The sequence below is a fragment of the Aestuariivirga sp. genome (genome assembly GCF_020252395.1).
GTDB lineage: Bacteria > Pseudomonadota > Alphaproteobacteria > Rhizobiales > Aestuariivirgaceae > Aestuariivirga.
Genome location: NZ_JADCDB010000036.1, coordinates 15779 through 33177 on the forward strand (window position 1 = coordinate 15779; position 17399 = coordinate 33177).

The following is a 17399-nucleotide window of genomic DNA, read 5'->3' on the forward strand; positions in this document are numbered from 1 at the left end:
TCACCCCTTCTGCGCCACCAGCATATAGTTCACGTCCATATCGCGGCTCACCTTCCAGGCCCGGGTGAAGGGGCTGTAGGTGACGCCCAGCTCCTCCTTGGTGGTGAGGCCATTGCCGGCCAGCCAGCCCTTGAGTTCGGCGGGCGTGATGAACTTCTCCCACTGGTGCGTGCCCTTGGGCAGCCAGCCCAGCACGTATTCGGCGCCGATGATGGCAAGCCCGAAGGATTTGAGCGTGCGGTTGAGGGTGGCGACGAACATCAGCCCGCCCGGCTTCAGCATCGAGGCGCAGGTGCGCGTGAAGGCCACGGGGTCCGCCACGTGCTCGATCACCTCCATGTTGAGGATCACGTCGAACTGCTCGCCCGCCGCGGCCAGGTCCTCCGCCGTGCCGACGCGATAATCGATCTCCAGCCCCATCTCTTGCGCGTGGACGGAGGCCGTCTTGATGTTCCTCTCCGAGGGGTCCACCCCGGTGATCGAGGCCCCCAACCGCGCCATCGGCTCGGTCAGGAGACCCCCGCCGCAGCCGATGTCGAGGAAGCGCAGGCCCTGGAAGGGCTCCCGCACCAGGGGGTCCCGGGCCAGCCTCGCCGTCACCTGCTCCTTGATGAACTGCAGGCGCACCGGGTTGAACACGTGCAGCACCCCGAACTTGCCTTTGGGGTTCCACCATTCGGCCGCCATGGCGGAGAACTTGGCGACTTCGGAGGGGTCGAGGGAGGGCGCTGCGGCGGTCATTCTGAATTCCAATTTAATGCTGTGGCTATCATTGCATAAGCGAAGCCTGTCATCTATGAGTACGCCGCGCCGCACCCGGGGGTTCAATTTCCTGCAGAACTGGCCACCAGCCGGACCTCCCGAGACGGGGTTTCCGGGCGGCGGGGGACATGAAAGGTTGAGGGCCGATGGGCCGTTTGGTGATGAAGTTCGGGGGGACTTCGGTTGCGGACATCGCCCGCATCCGCAACGTTGCCCGCCATGTCGAGCGTGAGGTCAAGGCCGGCCACCATGTGGCCGTGGTTGTCTCCGCCATGTCCGGCACGACCGACCGCCTGGTCGGCTGGTGCCGCGAGGCCGCCGCGGTGCATGACGCGCGGGAATATGACGCGGTGGTCGCGTCGGGCGAACAGGTCACCGCCGGCCTCCTCGCCATCGTGCTGCAGGACTTAGGGATCCCCGCCCGTTCCTGGCAGGGCTGGCAGATTCCCTTGAAGACCGACGGCGTGCATGGCGCCGCCCGCATCGCCGGCATCGACGGCGACGAGATCCGGAGGCGCATGGACCAGGGCCAGGTGGCGGTGATCGCCGGCTTCCAGGGCATCGGTCCTGACCGCCGCATCACCACGCTGGGCCGTGGCGGGTCCGACACCTCCGCCGTGGCCGTGGCTGCGGCGCTGGATGGCGCCTGCGACATCTATACCGATGTCGACGGCGTCTACACGGCGGACCCCCGCATCGTCTCCGGCGCCCGGAAGCTCGACCGCATCTCCTATGAGGAGATGCTGGAGCAGGCCTCGCTCGGCGCCAAGGTGCTGCAGACCCGTTCGGTCGAGCTCGCCATGGTGTATAAGGTGCCGCTCCAGGTGCGCTCGAGTTTCGAGCCGCCTGACGCGCCGAACCAGAACAAACCCGACGGGACCGGTCCCGGAACACTCGTATGCGATGAGGAGCGTATCGTGGAACAGCATGTCGTCAGTGGTGTCGCCTATTCGCGTGACGAGGCCAAGGTCTCCGTCCGCCGTGTCAAGGACCAGCCGGGCGTCTCCGCCGCAATCTTCGGCCCCCTCGCCGAGGCCGACATATCGGTCGATATGATCGTCCAGAACATCTCGGCTGATGGCGCCTTCACCGATATCACCTTCACGGTGGCGCGGAAGGACCTGCGGAAGGCGCTGGAGGTGCTGAACACGGTCAAGTCCAAGGTCGGCTTCGACGACCTTGCGCATTCGGCGGACGTCGCCAAGGTGTCGATCGTCGGCATCGGCATGCGCAGCCACGCCGGCGTTGCCGCCAGGATGTTCAAGGCGCTGGCCGAAAAGGGCATCAACATCCAGGCCATCACCACCTCCGAGATCAAGACCTCGGTGCTGATCGACGAGGCCTATACCGAGCTCGCGGTGCGCGCCCTGCACACCGCCTATGGCCTCGACGCGAAGGTCGACTGACAGACACATGCGCCTCATCATCAGCCTCGTCACGACGAAGTCCGGCCGCTTGCACGCGGTTCGCGTCTCCGTACGCGGGGACGGCGGCTGATGGCAACCTCCGCCCTCGGCCCGCGCGTCCTGCTTAAGCGGCTCCGCGAGGTCATGGCGGAGCCGGTGGCAGCGCAGAAGCGCCTGGACAAGATCGTCCAGATCATCGCCGCCAACATGGTGGCGGAGGTCTGCTCCATCTACGTCATGCGCCCGGGCGATTTCCTCGAGCTTTATGCCACGGAAGGCCTGAAGCGCGAGGCCGTGCACAAGTCCAAGCTGAAGGCGGGCGAGGGCATCGTCGGCACCATCGCCCAGCAGGCGATCGGGCTGAACCTGTCAGACGCGCAGCAGCATCCCTCGTTCAAGTACCTGCCCGAGACGGGCGAAGAGATCTACCATTCCTTCCTCGGCGTGCCGATCATGCGCGGTGGCGCCGTCATCGGCGTGCTCGTGGTGCAGAACCGCACCAGGCGGCACTATACCGAGGAGGAAGAGGAGGCGCTGCAGACCACGGCCATGGTGCTGGCGGAGGTTATCGCCGCGGGCGAACTGCGCGAGGTGGCGCGCGAAGTCGCCGCCGACGTCGCTCATGTCCGCAGCCATCATTTGCGCGGCGATTCATTGGCCGAAGGCGTTGCCCTGGGCCACGCCGTGCTGCACGAGCCGCGCGTCGTGATCCAGAATCTGATCGCCGAGAACGTTCCGGCCGAGAAGCGCCGCCTTGAGGATGCGGTGGCCCAGCTCCGCGCCCATGTCGACGAGCTGCTCGACGGCTCGGACGCCCAGCGCGGCGCCACCGAATACTCGGACGTGCTGGAGACGATCCGCATGTTCGCCCATGACAAGGGCTGGATGAACCGCCTGCGCGAGGCGATCGACACCGGCCTCACGGCGGAAGCCGCGGTGGAGCGCGTGCAGAACGACAACCGCGCGCGCATGATGAGGACGCCCGATCCTTACCTGCGCGAACGCATGCATGACCTCGACGATTTGTCGAACCGCCTGCTGCGCATCCTGACGGGCGCGATCGCCACCGCGTCGCGCACCGACTTGCCGCAGAACGCCATCGTGGTGGCCCGCAACATGGGCCCGGCCGAACTCCTCGATTATGACCGCTCGAAGCTGCGCGGCGTGGTGCTGGAGGAAGGCGGGCGGACGAGCCACGTCGCCATCGTTGCCCGCGCGCTCGGCATCCCCGCCATCGGCCAGGCCGAAGGCCTGATCGACCTCGTCGATACGGGAAGCCCCATCGTCGTCGACGGCAGCACCGGCGAGATCTTCGTCCGTCCGTCCACGGACCTTCAGCGCTCCTACGCCGAGAAGGTCCGCTTCTACGCGCGCAAACAGGCCCAGTACGCGGCGCTGCGGGACGAACCCGCCATCTGCAAGTCGGGCGAGCGGATCGAGCTCAATATCAACGCCGGCCTCATCGTCGACCTGCCGCATCTCCATGATTCGGGCGCGGATGGCGTCGGCCTCTACCGCACCGAACTGCAGTTCATGATGGCGAGCCGCTTTCCGCGGCTTTCGCAGCAGATCCGCCATTACGAGGCGATCATCGGGCAGGCCCGGGGCAAGCCCGTCACCTTCCGCACGCTCGACATCGGCGCCGACAAGATTCTTCCCTATCTCCGCCAGCCGAAGGAGGAGAACCCGGCTCTGGGCTGGCGTTCGATCCGCATGGCGCTGGATCGTCCGGCCCTTCTCCGCCTGCAGCTCCGCGCGCTCATGATGGCGGCGGAAGGCCAGCCGATGAAGATCATGTTCCCGATGATCGCCGACATCGAGGAATACAAGCGCGCGCTGGACGTGGTGGAGATCGAGAAGCGGCATCTTCTGAAGCGCGGCCGCAGATTGCCGGCGCCGCTGAAGCTCGGCGCCATGATCGAGATTCCGTCGCTGCTGTGGCAGCTCGATCATCTGCTGCCGCTCGTCGATTTCGCCTCGATCGGGTCGAACGACCTCGTCCAGTTTCTCTTCGCCTCCGACCGCGGCAACCCCAGGCTCGCCGGCCGCTACGATCCCTTGAGCCCCGCGGCCTTGGGCGCCATGCGCCTCATCGTCGAGAAGGCGGCGGAGCATGGCAAGCCGGTGACGCTGTGTGGCGAACTGGGCGGCCGCCCGCTCGAGGCGATGGGCCTGATCGGCGTGGGCCTCAACTCGATCTCCATGGTTCCCTCCGCCATCGGCCCGGTCAAGGCCATGCTGCGCACGCTCGACCGCCGGAAGCTCTGGACCTTCATGCAGCCTCTCCTCAAGAGCCCGCTGCACACGCTCCGACCCGAACTCCTGGAATTCGCGCAGAGGAACGGCGTGGTTCTCTGACGGGAGCCGCGAGTCCTTCTCCCGCCGCTTCGGGGCGGGAGAAGGACCAGGCTTCCGCAGCCCCAGGATCCGGATCACGATGTCAAACAGCAGCAGGAACGCCATGACCGCCCATATAGCCCATCCCAGGACCAAAGTCAAGAATTATTTGCTCATAAATGACTATATTCATAGTCTCTGATATGCGTGATTCCTGCAAGAGGATGCCGTGCCGACCCCCGGCCAGGGCGAATCCTTCATCATCTTCGGTCCGGCCAGCCTGGCGTTAGCTTCCCATTCACCATTCTCGGTCATTCTTGGGAAAAAGGTAACAGTGCCCGAGAGTGGTATTATGCGTGATGACAGCGTCGAGATGAGCGGTGAGGCCGAGGCCGCCTTGGACCAGCACGAGGAGGCCGCCCCCGAGGAGGAGGCCCACCATTACATCGAGATGCGTGACAAGCCCGATGGCGAGGCAGACCCGCTCGGCGAGGCTGGCTGGTACCTCGAGCATGAGCGCCTGATGCGCGGCCTATCGCTGGAAGAGGCGGCCGAGGGCTGCGGCATTCACCCTTATCACCTCGAAGCCATCGAATATGGCGACATGACCTGCCTGCCGGAGCGCGGCGAGGCCCTGGAGATGATCGGCGCCTACACGGCGTATCTGGGCTTCGACCCGGAACCGCTGATGCAGCATTTCGCCCAGTTCATGCCAGTGCCGGAACTCACCGCCGAAGTGCGCCATCCGGCCAATCCGGGCCCGCTCTCCTCCGCCAGGATCCTGGCCTTCGCCCGCTTCGCCAGGCTGCCGGAGATGAAGACGCGCCGTATTCCCGGTGGCGCCGGCGGCCTCGTCGCGGGCCTCGCTGGCGCCGTGATGCTGTTCGGCGCGGTGAGCTACATGTTGATGCCGCATGACGGCAAGGCGCCGGACAAGGCCGCCGGCCTATCGGGCGCCGACCCGATGCCCACCGCCTCGACCGGATCCGGCACGGCTGACGTTTCGGTGACTGACGAGCCCATGCCCGCACAGGAAGCCCAGTCTGCGGCCGCCCAGCCCGAGGGCCAGAACGATCTTGACGGCACCGGCCTCGATGGCATCACCGCGCTGATCCAGAAGAACGTGCCCCAGACCACCGCCTCCACCACGCCTGCCCCGGCGGCCGCCGCGTCCGCACCCAACAAGGATGGCAGCCAGCAGTATGGCATCGCCAATACCGGCAGCCGCCTGACGCTGAAGGCCAAGGCCCCCGTCTGGGTCCGCATCGAGGACGCCAATGGCAATGTGGTCATGACCCAGATGCTGATGAAGGGCGACACCTATCGCGTGCCGGACCGGGAGGGCCTCGTCGTCATCGCACGCGATGGCGGGCTCCTTGCCTACATCATCGACGGAAAAGAAAAGGGCATTCTCGGCACGCCGGGCGAAATCCTGGTCGGCCGCTCGCTCGACCTGAAGTCTTTCGAAAGCTGATCCGCGAGACCCTCGGCGCGGTCGAAACCGGAATCTTCGCGGCCAACATGCAGGTGGCCCTCATCAACGGCGGCCCGGTGACCATCCTCTTCGACGCAGCGGCCAGGGACTGAGCTTCCACCGGGCGAGCGCTTCGGCTAGAAGCCGCCCATGTCCGCCATTCCGCACGAAAAGCTCGACCGCATCATCCAGCGCTTCGCCACCGTCGAACATGACCTGTCGTCGGGGGCCGTGCCGGGCGATGCCTTTGTCAAGCTGTCGAAGGAATATGCCGATCTTGAGCCGGCTGCCAGGAAGGCGCAGGAATTGCGCAAGGCCTATGACGAGCGCCGCGACCTCGACGACATGATGAAGGCCGGCGGCGAACTCGCCCAGATGGCCGAGGCCGAGCGCCCCGTTCTCGGGGAGAAGATCGAGAAGATGGAGCACGAAATCCGCATCCTGCTCCTTCCCAAGGATGCGGCGGATGACAAGAACGTCATTCTCGAAGTGCGCGCCGGAACGGGCGGCGACGAGGCTGCGATCTTCGCCGGCGACCTGTTCCGCATGTACCAGCGCTATGCGGCGTCGAAGAACTGGCGGGTCGAGGTGATCTCGGCGAGCGAGGGCGAGCATGGCGGCTACAAGGAAGTGATCGCCAACATCTATGGCGCCGGCGCCTTCGCGCACCTGAAGTTCGAGTCGGGCGTGCACCGCGTGCAGCGCGTGCCCGCGACCGAGACTCAGGGGCGCATTCACACGTCGGCGGCGACGGTGGCGGTGCTGCCCGAGGCCGAGGACGTCGACATCAAGATCGAGGACAAGGACCTCCGCATCGACGTCTACCGTTCGTCGGGCCCCGGCGGGCAGTCGGTGAACACCACCGACTCCGCGGTGCGCATAACTCACATCCCGACCGGCATCGCGGTGGCGCAGCAGACGGAAAAGTCGCAGCTGAAGAACAAGAACGCCGCGATGAAACTGCTCAGGTCCAGGCTATACGAGATCGAGCGCCAGCGGATCGATTCCGAGCGCTCCGCCACCCGCAAGGACCAGGTGGGCTCGGGTGACCGGTCGGAGCGCATCCGCACCTATAATTTCCCGCAAGGCCGCTGCACCGACCACCGCATCAACCTCACCCTCTACAAGCTCGACCAGATCATCGAAGGGCCCGCGCTGGAGGAAATGGTGCAGGCGCTGATGACCAACCATCAGGCCGAGCTTCTCGCCGAAGCGGACAATGCCGCCTGACAATCTCGCAAGCCTCCTGGCCGCCGCCACCGCGCGGCTGAAGGCGGCGGGCTGCGACATGCCGGTGCTCGATGCGCGCCTGCTGCTGCAGGCAGCGGCGGCGATCAGCCGGGAAGATCTGATCATGGGGCCGGACCTTGCGCTCACGGCCGATCAGCTTCAGCACTTCGAAAACTTCATTACCCGCCGCGAGCGGCATGAGCCCGTCTCCCGCATCCTCGGCGAACGCGAATTCTATGGCCGGGTCTTCCGGGTGACGCCCGACACGCTGGACCCGCGGCCCGATACCGAGACCCTGATCGAGGCGGCGCTGGCGGTTATGCCACAGGCGGCGCGGCTGCTCGACCTCGGCACCGGCACCGGGGCCATTGCCATCACGCTGCTGGCCGAGCGGCCTGCAGCGCGCGGCGTGGCGACCGACCTCTCGCCTGCCGCCCTCGCCGTGGCGCGGGAGAATGCGGCCCGCCTCGGCGTCGCCCACCGGCTGACACTGCTGGAGGGCAGCTGGTTTGCCCCACTCTCCGGAACTTTCGACATCATTCTGTCGAACCCGCCCTATATTCCGGATGGCGAAATCGCCGGTCTGAGCCCCGGCGTGAGGAACTTCGACCCGGCCCTCGCACTTTCAGGAGGAACCGACGGCCTCGACCCCTATCGCATCATCGCATGTTCTGCCGCCGCCCACCTGGCGCCGGGAGGCCGGATTCTGGTCGAGATCGGGGCGGGGCAGGCAGACGAAATCGCGGCGATTTTCACCGCGGAAGGGTTCCGGGCCGCCAGCCGGCACCGTGATCTGGGCGGCCACGAGCGCTGCCTGGCCTTTAACCGCCCTGAAAAATAGCGTTTGGAAATGAGGGGCTTGTGCGCTAGATACGAGTCGGAAACGCTTTCTGCCCTTTGTATTGGTGCCGGGAACGACGAGGGGGCAGCGCCGGGATGGCGCAACAGCCCAGTTGAAATCAGCACAGGCGGGGACATGGCAAGAGCCCTCCGGGACTCGCGCCGCTGGCGGAAGCCTTCTCAACCAACGGGTTAAGCTTGAAGACGCTCGCTTTCTGAGCACATGTGACGACGGATTGCCGCGGAACCACAGAGTTCCGTGGGGCAATTCCTGCAACCTAGGATCAGGCCCAGCCTGAAGATGGAATTTCGATGAGACCGACCCATAAGAACCGCAACCGCAACCGTCATCGCAACGCGGGTGGCGGCGGCGGGGGCGGGGGCAACCCGCTGAGCCGCGTCTATGAGAGCAACGGTCCGGACGTGAAGGTCCGCGGCACCGCACAGACGGTGGCCGACAAATATCTCCAGCTGGGCCGCGACGCCCAATCTTCGGGCGATATCGTGATGGCGGAAAGCTATTTCCAGCACGCCGAGCATTACCTGCGCATCGTCTTCGCCGCACAGGCCTATAACCAGCAGAACCAGCAGCAGTCCCGGCGCAGCGACGATGATTTCGATGACGAGGACCTTGAGGATCATGGCGAGGCGCAGGTCGAGCAGCGCGGCCAGCAGGGCCAGGGGGCCGAGCCGGAAGGCCTTGGCGACCAGCCCTCAATGGACAGCCAGGAGCGCCCGCCGCTGCAGAACCAGCCGTTCCGCCAGAACCGGGACCGCGACTTCAACCGCGACCAGAACCGCGACCGTGACCAGAACCGCGACAATCAAGGGCAGGGCCGTGACCGTTTCCGTCCGCGCTGGCAGGACCGCAACGAGCGCCGCAACAACGACCAGCAGGGCCAGGGCTGGGAACCGCGCCAGCAAAACCAGCAGCCCCGCCAGCAGGACGGCCAGCCGCGCGCCGAACCCGCTCCGGCCCCGGCTCCTGCCACGTCTTCGGACGATGCCGATCGCTGGGAGGCCCCATCCTTCCTGCGCCGCCCGGCCCCCGCGCTGGCCCCGGTCGAAGCCGCGGCCGAGGAGGCTGCAGCACCGGTGAAGCGCCGCCGCACCCGCAAGGAAATCGCCGCCGAGAGTCCGGAAGCCTCCGACTGAGCCGTTTTCAGCCGCGTGGCCGGTAGGCCAGCCAGTAGGTGAGGGCAACGCCTCCGGCGCCGCCCACGATATTTCCAAGCGTGACGGGCGCCAGATTGCCGAGGAATCCGGCAGCGCTGACATTCCCGCCCAGCGCCCAGCCGAGCGGAATGAAATACATGTTGGCGATCGAGTGCTCATAGCCCAGCAGCACGAAGGCCGAGATCGGGAACACGATCCCCAGGATCTTGCCGTCCACCCCCCGCGCCGCGAAACTCACCCACACCGCCAGGCAGACCAGCATGTTGCACAGGATGCCGCGGGTGAAGGCCTGCAAGGGGCCGAGCGCCACCTTGGCCTCGGCAATGGCGCGCGCCGCATCGCCCTTGGGGCCGTCAAGCAGGCCCGAGAGAACCATCAGAACCACCACTGCGAGCGCCCCGATCAGGTTGCCGGTGAAGGCATAGGCCCAGTTGCGCAGGAGTGCCGCAGTGGTGATCCTGCCGTCGACCCGCGCCATGACGATGAGCGTGTTGCCGGTGAAAAGTTCCGCCCCCGCCACCACCACCAGGATAAGGCCCGTCGAGAAGGTGATGCCGCCCAGGAGCCGCGCCGGGCCAAAGCCCGGCGTGGTGCCCGCCAGCACTGCCGTAAAGGCGGCGGCCCCCAGTGCGATGAAGGCTCCCGCCAGCACCGAAAGGGTGAGCAGCGGGATGGCCGGCAGATTGGCCTTCTTGACGCCCGCCTCTTCGATGCGGAGCGCCACTTCGGCGGGCTTGTAGGCGTCTATGCCTGTCGGATCGAGTTTCTGTTCCATGCTTATCATTAAGTTGCAGAGCGGTTGCAATTGCCTTGATACAGCGCAAGGTCAAGCAGGATGGCGAGGGTCAATATACCCCCGCTTGATTGATCGAAAACCCATGCCCATATGTTTCCCATCAAGGGTCACTCTCCTCAGGGAATGCCTTGCGGGGGTTCAACATGGGTTGGGGTGGCACATCAAACCGTTGACGGCTTTTCAGGGGTGCCTTTTCCGGGGCCCACGACGAGTGCCGAGGAGGAGAAACAGATGGATTTCGAGAAATACACCGAACGTTCGCGCGGCTTCATCCAGTCCGCGCAGTCGCTGGCGCTGCGTGAGGGCCACCAGCGCTTCACCCCCGAACACTTGCTGAAGGTCCTGCTCGATGACGAGGAGGGGCTTGCCGCCGGCCTGATCAAGGCTGCGGGCGGAGACTCACGTCTCGCGCTCCGGGAAACCGAGGCGGCGCTGAAGAAGATGCCGAAGGTCTCTGGCGGCGGTGCGGGGCAGGTCTACCTGTCGCCCGAAATGGCGCGTGTTTTCGAGGCCGCCCAGAAGATCGCCGAGAAGGCGGGCGACAGCTATGTGACTGCCGAGCGTCTGCTGCAGGCGCTGGCCGTCGAGCCGTCGGACGCCCAGAAGTCGCTAAAGGCCGCCGGCGTCACCGCCCAGGGCCTGAACGAGGCGATCAACGCGATCCGCAAGGGCCGCACGGCTGACACGGCGTCCGCCGAGCAGGGCTATGACGCGCTGAAGAAATATGCGCGCGACCTCACCGAGGCGGCTCAAGCGGGCAAGCTCGATCCCGTGATCGGCCGCGACGAGGAAATCCGCCGCACCATCCAGGTGCTGTCGCGGCGCACCAAGAACAACCCGGTCTTGATCGGCGAGCCCGGCGTGGGCAAGACGGCGATCGCCGAAGGCCTGGCGTTGCGCATCGTCAAGGGCGACGTGCCGGAGAGCCTGAAGGACAAGAAGCTGCTGGCTCTCGACATGGGTTCGCTCATTGCAGGCGCCAAGTATCGCGGCGAGTTCGAGGAGCGCCTCAAGGCCGTGCTGTCGGAAGTGACGGCGGCGGAGGGCGGCATCATCCTGTTCATCGACGAGATGCACACCCTCGTCGGCGCCGGCAAGACCGATGGCGCGATGGATGCCTCCAACCTGCTCAAACCCGCGCTGGCCCGCGGCGAGCTTCACTGCGTGGGCGCCACGACGCTGGACGAATACAGGAAGCACGTGGAGAAGGACGCGGCCTTGGCCCGCCGCTTCCAGCCCGTCTTCGTGGGCGAGCCCACGGTGGAAGACACCGTTTCGATCCTGCGCGGCATCAAGGAGAAGTACGAGCTTCACCACGGCGTGCGCATCACCGACTCCGCGCTGGTCTCGGCGGCGGTTCTCTCGAACCGCTACATCAGCGACCGCTTCCTGCCCGACAAGGCCATCGACCTGATGGACGAGGCGGCGTCGCGGCTGCGGATGCAGGTCGACTCGAAGCCCGAGGAGCTGGACGAGATCGACCGCCGCATCATGCAGCTGCAGATCGAGCGGGAGGCGCTGAAGAAGGAAACCGACCAGGCCTCCAAGGACCGTCTCGTCAAGCTCGAGAAGGAGCTCGCCGAGTTCGAGGAGAAGTCGGCCGGCATGACGAGGCGCTGGCAGGAGGAGAAGGCGCAGCTCGCGTCTGCTTCCAAGGTCAAGGAGGAGCTGGAGAAGGCCCGCTTCGACCTCGAGCAGGCGCAGCGCAAGGGCGATTTCGCCAAGGCGGGCGAACTGGCCTATGCCACCATCCCCGGCCTCGAGAAGAAGCTGAAGGAGGCGGAAGAGAAGTCGAGCTCCAAGATGCTCGAGGAGGCGGTGACGGAAAACCACGTGGCGCAGGTCGTGTCGCGCTGGACCGGCGTTCCCGTCGACAAGATGCTGGAGGGCGAGCGCGAGAAGCTCATCGCCATGGAGACGGAGCTCGCCAAGCGCGTCATCGGCCAGTCCGACGCGGTGATCGCGGTGTCGACCGCGGTCAGGCGTTCGCGCGCGGGCCTGCAGGATCCGAACCGGCCCATCGGCTCGTTCATGTTCCTGGGGCCGACGGGCGTGGGCAAGACCGAGCTCACCAAGGCGCTGGCCGCCTTCCTGTTCGACGACGAGCACGCGATGGCGCGCATCGACATGTCGGAATATATGGAGAAGCACTCCGTCTCGCGCCTGATCGGCGCCCCTCCCGGCTATGTCGGCTACGACGAGGGCGGTGCGCTGACCGAGGCCGTGCGGCGAAGGCCTTACCAGGTGGTGCTGTTCGACGAGATCGAGAAGGCGCATCCGGATGTCTTCAACGTGCTGCTGCAGGTGCTCGATGACGGCCGCCTGACCGATGGCCAGGGCCGCACCGTGGACTTCAAGAACACGCTGATCATCATGACCTCGAACCTGGGCGCCGAATATCTGGTGAACCTGGGCGAGGGGCAGGATGTGGACGTGGTGAAGGATGAGGTGATGGCGGTAGTGAAGAGTCACTTCCGGCCCGAGTTCCTCAACCGCCTTGACGAGATCGTGCTGTTCCACCGGCTCAAGCGCGAGCATATGGGCGCCATCGTCGACGTCCAGGCCGGGCGTCTCCGCAAGCTTCTCGCCGATCGCAAGATCGCCATCGAGATCAGCGACGCGGCGCGCGACTGGCTGTCCGACAAGGGCTACGAACCGGCCTATGGCGCGCGCCCCTTGAAGCGGGTGATCCAGAAGAACCTTCAGGACCCCCTCGCCGAGGAAATCCTGTCAGGCCGCATCAAGGACGGCGAGACGGTGAAGGTGGACGTGAAGTCCGGCCTCCTCACCTTCAACGGCGTGCCAGTCGGCGGCAAGACCATGGTCGACCCGAAGGTCGTGCAGTTGCATTGAGCGTGTGACGAATTGAAAAAGGGCGGTCCCCAGGGGCCGCCCCTATCTCTTGTCCTCTTCCCGCTGAAGAAGCGGGAGAAGACATTTGGCACTCCGTTGTGGCCTGGCGCTTCACATGGCACTCTCCGCCCATGACCCTCGACGGCTACAACCGCTTCTGCCGCAGCCTTGCCCACACCGCGCACGTGGTCCAGTGGGACGAGGCGCATGTGTGGAAGGTGGGCGGGCCCAAGGGCAAGGTCTTCGCCATCGCCTCGCGCTGGGAGGGGGCCTCGCCCGGCATCACCTTCAAGGCCTCGCAGCTCTCCTTCGATCTCTTGAAGGACAAGCCCGGCCTGCGGCCCGCGCCCTATCTCGCCTCGCGCGGGCTCCTCTGGCTGCAGCGGTGCACGGCAGAGACGCTGGATGATGCGGCGCTCAAGGATTACCTCCGCGAAAGCCATCGCCTCGCCGCGCTGAACCTGCCGAAACGGGTGCAGAAGGAATTGGGGCTCTTGGGGTAGGGTGCCGCTCTGCGATCAGAGGGAGTTGGCCTCCCTGATCGCGTCATTGGCGGACTCATTTATCCTCTCGATGTCGTTCTTGGCGTTCTCCACATATGCCTTGATGCAGTCGATGTAATAGTCGAGATCGCTATTATAGCGATTTACAGCATACTCGTCGCTCAGGTCGTACGGTTTGCTGGGCGCACTGCAAGTGTGTTTGGGGTAGCCGAGAACACCGAGATTTGATCCTCCGAAGACCAACGCGTTTGCTGTGCCTGATGCGAGAACAAGACTTACTGTCACGGCTATCGCTGACTTAACTTGCATGTGTGGTGCTCCTTGGGGTTTGGCTGACTATTGTTTCGGCGGATTGTCCTTGGCAAAGAGATAGACGACGAGGCTCACCGCCAGCAGCCCCGCGAAGATCAGGTGCAGCGTGGCATAGGCTTGCTTGGGCGGGTGATCCGCCAACCGCTTCATCAATGCGCCGCTCAAGGGCTGCAGCACGCCGGCGCCGCCGATGAACAGGACGTTCAGCAGCGTGATGCCGCGGCCCAGCAGGTGATCGGGAACGAAGCCGCGGCCATGCGCCATCAGCACGCCATAGGTCATGCCGAAACCGCCGAGCAGGCCCATGGCGATGATCGCCGCGGTGAGCGAGAGGCCGGGCAGGGCGAGCGCCGCAAAGCACAGCGCCGTCACGCTCACGCCGCCGGACACCACCCATTTGCGCGTGCCGAGCAGCCGGTCCAGCGGGCCATAGGCCATGGCGCCCGCCGACATGGCCGCCGCCATGACCAGCAACGCATGCCCGCGCGCCACCGGATCAAGCCCGTATACGGAGGAAAAATACGGGCCCGCCCACAGGCCCCGCTCCGCCAGCACCACGGCATAGCTCACGGCGGTGATCGGCAGCAGGGGCCAGAGCGCGCGGATCTTCAGGATCTCGCCGATGCCGCCGAACAGCCCGCGTGCGCCATGCGTGGCGATGCGCTCCGGATCGCGGATCAGCAACAGCACCGAGAGGGCCGACAGCGCGGTTGCCACCGCCATGCCGGCCATCGCGCCGCGCCAGCCGGTCGACTGCGCCACCCATGCCAGGGGAGAGGCCGCGAGCAGGTTTCCGGCCGTGCCGAGTCCGAGGAGCCATGAACACAGCAACGCAAAGCGCTGCGGCGCGGCCATGCGCCCGAACATATAGATCGCCCCCATGTAGATCGAGCCGCATCCGGCGCCGATGAACAGCATGGAGATGTTTAGCGCCGGCGCGCTGTGCGCCGTGGCGAAAAGCAGGGCGCCCGCCACCGCGGCCAGCATCTGCAGCGCCACGGTGCGGCGCGGCCCCACGGTGTCCAGCGCCCAGCCCACCGGAAACTGCGTGGCCACGAAACCGAGGATCCAGAAGGCCTGCAGGTTGCCGAGCGCCTGCGGATCGAGCGTCAGTTCATGCGCCAGTTCGGGCGCGATCACCGCCAGGAAGGAGCGGTAGAACTGGCTCAGCATATAGGCGGCAAGAAAGGTGAGGAAGACGCGCATGCCAAGGTCATCGCAGGCATGGACCTGGGGCGCAAGCGCCGATCGGGCTATGCTTTACTGCTTGACTTGGGCGACCTGCAGCGGCGAAGGCGCCTGCTGCATCATGGCCAGAACCCGCTGCTTCATCTGGTTGAACTTCGCCAGTTCCTTGCCGGCGAGTTGCTTGCCGCCCGCGGCGTTGATGCGCGTCGGGTTCACGGGGCGGCCATTGGCGTGGACCTCGTAATGGAGGTGCGGCCCGGTGGACCGGCCGGTCGAGCCCACATAGCCGATGATCTGGCCCTGGTTCACCTTGACGCCCCGGCGGATGCCGGTGGCGAGCTTGCTCATGTGGGCGTAGAGCGTTTCGTAGCGGTTGTTGTGCTTGATCTCGACGGCGATGCCGAAGGCGCCGTGCCGGCCAGCGATCTTCACGACGCCCGAACCGGCGGCGCGGATCGGGGTGCCCTGCGGCACGCCGAAGTCGACGCCCGCATGCATCTTGGAGTAGCCGAGCAGCGGGTGCATGCGCATGCCGAAGCCGGAGGTCAGCCGGGCGCCGGAGACCGGCGTCTTCAGCAGCGACTTCTGCGCGCTGCGGCCCTGTTCGTCGAAGTAATCGGTCTGCCCGTCCCTGGTGGTGTAGCGGTAATATGTCTTGGTCTTGCCGTCGAGGGTGAGCTGCGCAAAGTGCAGCACCTTGCGCCGCGACGAGGAACCGGTCAGCGGGTTGCCGTAGAACACCCCGAAGCTGTCGGAGGCCTTCACCTGGCGCTGGAAGTCGACGTCATAAGAGAAGATGCGGGTGAATTCCGCAATGATATAGTCTGGGATCTTGTTGTCCTTGGCCGTGCCGTAGAGGCTCGATCCCACCTCGGCTTCCGTGCGGAAGTGATTGATCTGCGCATATTGCGACTTGGTTCCGGCCTTGGCGCCCTCGATCGCCGCCTGGAAGCGGCCGTCTTCGTCAGCCTCGACGGTGAGCGTTTCCTTCGGGCCCGGGTTGAAGGAGAGCTCCACCGGGAAGGTCACCTCGCGGCCGTAGAAGTCGATCTGCCGGTCGAGGGTCAGCTCGATCGATGTTCCCGGCTTGATCATGTTCACCGGGAAGATCGGATCGATGGCGGCGACCAGCGCCTTGGCGGCATCCGGGCTCACACCGCGGTCGGTCAGCACGCCGATCAGCGTCTGGCCCTTGGCCAGGGTGAAGGTTTCGTCGGTCGGCTCGGGCGGCACCTGCTTGGTGATGGTGGTGATATTCTCCTCGTTATCCACGCCGTCGATGTCGGCGTCGATGACCAACGGCCTGGCATCGCTGTAGGGCAGGTCGTCCGAGGTGATCTCGGGATAGAGGTTGGCGTTGTTCAGGTCACGTTCCGGCACCACCGGCTGGTAGGCGGCGGAGAGTTCCTTCCGGCCCATCAGGGCGCCGGGCGCATCCGCCGGAAAGCCGGCGATGGAAGCTTTCTCGACCGAGGCATAGGCATCGCGCGGGGCGGCGTTCTCGCCGAAGATGCCCAGAACGGCGCTGCCGATGACGAGCGAACCGGCAATGCCGGCAACACAGGTGGTCAGCAGCCAGCGGTGATGCGCAGGCTCGACCTGAAACGGATCGGGTGTCGGATCGATAACGGCTGCAGGGGCGGGCAAGGCGCGCAACGCGGCAGCTGAGCGCGGAGTGGCGGCACCGCGCGGCGCCGTGGCGGAACGGGGCGCCGGTTTCGAAGGAAGTGGCGGACGGCTGGTCGAGCCGGCAACTGGCGTGCGGGCGCGGAACTGTCTGTCAAGGCGATCGTTCAATACTCATATCCCCTGTCTCACTTGCACGAGCCTCACTCGCACGTGTCTCACTCGCACGTGTCTCACCTGCACGCCTGGAACGTGCCACCTGCCTGCTTCCCTCGATCGGCAGGTCCAGCGGAGCCTGGTTATTTGTCTTGCTCCGTCTGGGACTCAAGGCCCCCTTTTTGAGGCCCCAACGCGCGTCGGAAAATGCCCGTACAAATCCAGATAGTCAACCGCCAATGGCTTGCGGCTTTCCACAGGGTCCCGCCTGCCTGTGCGGGGCTCCGTGCGGGGCTCCGGCCGCCGTCGCGGAGGCGAGCAAAAGGACACCATGTTGCAATATCCCATTTGCACGTTACAACTTCGTTAACCATGTTTCAGGATCGCGACCGGACCCAGCCCGCGTGACGGCAGGCGGCCTCCCGTCGCAAACCAGGCAAAATGGCAGGCAAAGCCCAGGGCCTGCCTTTGCGGACGCCACGTCCCGCGACCGGCACGGTCAAGTTTCATTTCTCTTTTTCAACTACTTACGGGATTTTTGAGGATTCCATATCCGACCCGCTTGACACTCTTGCTGGGCGTCTCATATAAGGCTCGGTACTGAGGGACGCATCGCTTTGAGCGTTGTGGTTCTTTTTTTGCCGAAAGCCGACAAGGTGGCAGGTTTGCCGGTGATCCTGAGAGGGTTGGACCGGGGGATTTGTGCGTTTGGTTTTTGGTTAGCTGATTGACATTGTGAA

The 17399-nt window shown here is 65.4% G+C and carries 14 protein-coding genes; 9 read left to right on the forward strand and 5 right to left on the reverse strand.

The genetic code is table 11. The annotated features are described in order from the left end of the window. Complete coding sequence (ubiG, locus tag IOC82_RS15545; RefSeq protein ID WP_290547119.1) at positions 1 to 741, reverse strand: bifunctional 2-polyprenyl-6-hydroxyphenol methylase/3-demethylubiquinol 3-O-methyltransferase UbiG; 741 nt, start codon at positions 739 to 741, stop codon at positions 1 to 3. Between the two features lie 167 nt (positions 742 to 908). On the opposite strand from ubiG, the gene IOC82_RS15550 reads away from it, so the two are divergent. From IOC82_RS15550 to IOC82_RS15575, 7 genes are all read left to right on the forward strand, one after another. Further along, complete coding sequence (locus IOC82_RS15550) at positions 909 to 2168, forward strand: aspartate kinase (protein ID WP_290547120.1); 1260 nt, start codon at positions 909 to 911, stop codon at positions 2166 to 2168. A 90-nt stretch (positions 2169 to 2258) separates the two neighbouring features. Next, on the forward strand, positions 2259 to 4526 hold the full coding sequence (gene ptsP / locus IOC82_RS15555; RefSeq protein WP_290547121.1) for a phosphoenolpyruvate--protein phosphotransferase: 2268 nt from the start codon (positions 2259 to 2261) through the stop codon (positions 4524 to 4526). Positions 4527 to 4857: 331 nt separating this feature from the next. Then, complete coding sequence (locus IOC82_RS15560) at positions 4858 to 5979, forward strand: helix-turn-helix domain-containing protein (RefSeq protein WP_290547122.1); 1122 nt, start codon at positions 4858 to 4860, stop codon at positions 5977 to 5979. A 32-nt stretch (positions 5980 to 6011) separates the two neighbouring features. Next, positions 6012 to 6092: a hypothetical protein gene (locus tag IOC82_RS17200; protein WP_366935691.1), complete on the forward strand. Its 81-nt coding sequence runs from the start codon at positions 6012 to 6014 to the stop codon at positions 6090 to 6092. Between the two features lie 37 nt (positions 6093 to 6129). Next, positions 6130 to 7209, forward strand: coding sequence for a peptide chain release factor 1 (prfA, locus tag IOC82_RS15565; RefSeq protein WP_290547123.1), 1080 nt, complete (start codon positions 6130 to 6132; stop codon positions 7207 to 7209). Continuing rightward, positions 7199 to 8050, forward strand: a complete 852-nt coding sequence (prmC, locus tag IOC82_RS15570) for a peptide chain release factor N(5)-glutamine methyltransferase (RefSeq protein ID WP_290547124.1) — start codon at positions 7199 to 7201, stop codon at positions 8048 to 8050. The genes prfA and prmC overlap by 11 nt, the downstream gene beginning before the upstream one ends. Positions 8051 to 8361: 311 nt before the next feature. Beyond that, positions 8362 to 9204 (forward strand): DUF4167 domain-containing protein, encoded by an 843-nt coding sequence (locus tag IOC82_RS15575; RefSeq protein WP_290547125.1) that lies wholly within the window; start codon positions 8362 to 8364, stop codon positions 9202 to 9204. 7 nt (positions 9205 to 9211) lie between these two features. Here the strand turns inward: IOC82_RS15575 and IOC82_RS15580 are convergent, their stop codons facing one another. Then, the gene (locus tag IOC82_RS15580; RefSeq protein ID WP_290547126.1) at positions 9212 to 10000 is read right to left on the reverse strand and encodes a formate/nitrite transporter family protein; all 789 of its coding nucleotides are present in this window, start codon (positions 9998 to 10000) and stop codon (positions 9212 to 9214) included. 252 nt (positions 10001 to 10252) lie between these two features. Here IOC82_RS15580 and clpB point away from each other — a divergent pair, with 252 nt between their 5' ends. Together clpB and IOC82_RS15590 are read left to right on the forward strand one after the other, a co-directional pair. Next, positions 10253 to 12874: an ATP-dependent chaperone ClpB gene (clpB, locus tag IOC82_RS15585; protein WP_290547127.1), complete on the forward strand. Its 2622-nt coding sequence runs from the start codon at positions 10253 to 10255 to the stop codon at positions 12872 to 12874. A gap of 131 nt (positions 12875 to 13005) precedes the next feature. Continuing rightward, complete coding sequence (locus IOC82_RS15590; protein WP_290547128.1) at positions 13006 to 13377, forward strand: MmcQ/YjbR family DNA-binding protein; 372 nt, start codon at positions 13006 to 13008, stop codon at positions 13375 to 13377. Between the two features lie 15 nt (positions 13378 to 13392). Here IOC82_RS15590 and IOC82_RS15595 read toward each other — a convergent pair whose 3' ends face one another. Genes IOC82_RS15595 through IOC82_RS15605 form a run of 3 tightly spaced genes read right to left on the reverse strand, consistent with a single transcriptional unit; the run spans position 13393 to position 16524 of the window. Then, positions 13393 to 13686, reverse strand: coding sequence for a hypothetical protein (locus tag IOC82_RS15595; protein WP_290547129.1), 294 nt, complete (start codon positions 13684 to 13686; stop codon positions 13393 to 13395). 27 nt (positions 13687 to 13713) lie between these two features. Continuing rightward, on the reverse strand, positions 13714 to 14895 hold the full coding sequence (locus IOC82_RS15600; RefSeq protein ID WP_290547130.1) for an MFS transporter: 1182 nt from the start codon (positions 14893 to 14895) through the stop codon (positions 13714 to 13716). A 54-nt stretch (positions 14896 to 14949) separates the two neighbouring features. Continuing rightward, positions 14950 to 16524, reverse strand: a complete 1575-nt coding sequence (locus IOC82_RS15605) for a M23 family metallopeptidase (RefSeq protein ID WP_290547131.1) — start codon at positions 16522 to 16524, stop codon at positions 14950 to 14952. Positions 16525 to 17399 lie beyond the last annotated feature (875 nt).

Bases quoted from the DNA above. Each gene is read 5' to 3' on its own strand.
- ptsP (WP_290547121.1), top strand. From the start codon at position 2,259: ATGGCAACCTCCGCCCTCGGCCCGCGCGTCCTGCTTAAGCGGCTCCGC.
- IOC82_RS15560 (WP_290547122.1), top strand. From the start codon at position 4,858: ATGCGTGATGACAGCGTCGAGATGAGCGGTGAGGCCGAGGCCGCCTTG.
- IOC82_RS15575 (WP_290547125.1), top strand. From the start codon at position 8,362: ATGAGACCGACCCATAAGAACCGCAACCGCAACCGTCATCGCAACGCG.
- IOC82_RS15580 (WP_290547126.1), bottom strand. From the start codon at position 10,000: ATGGAACAGAAACTCGATCCGACAGGCATAGACGCCTACAAGCCCGCC.
- prfA (WP_290547123.1), top strand. From the start codon at position 6,130: ATGTCCGCCATTCCGCACGAAAAGCTCGACCGCATCATCCAGCGCTTC.
- clpB (WP_290547127.1), top strand. From the start codon at position 10,253: ATGGATTTCGAGAAATACACCGAACGTTCGCGCGGCTTCATCCAGTCC.
- prmC (WP_290547124.1), top strand. From the start codon at position 7,199: ATGCCGCCTGACAATCTCGCAAGCCTCCTGGCCGCCGCCACCGCGCGG.
- IOC82_RS15600 (WP_290547130.1), bottom strand. From the start codon at position 14,895: ATGCGCGTCTTCCTCACCTTTCTTGCCGCCTATATGCTGAGCCAGTTC.
- IOC82_RS15590 (WP_290547128.1), top strand. From the start codon at position 13,006: ATGACCCTCGACGGCTACAACCGCTTCTGCCGCAGCCTTGCCCACACC.
- IOC82_RS15550 (WP_290547120.1), top strand. From the start codon at position 909: ATGGGCCGTTTGGTGATGAAGTTCGGGGGGACTTCGGTTGCGGACATC.
- ubiG (WP_290547119.1), bottom strand. From the start codon at position 741: ATGACCGCCGCAGCGCCCTCCCTCGACCCCTCCGAAGTCGCCAAGTTC.
- IOC82_RS15595 (WP_290547129.1), bottom strand. From the start codon at position 13,686: ATGCAAGTTAAGTCAGCGATAGCCGTGACAGTAAGTCTTGTTCTCGCA.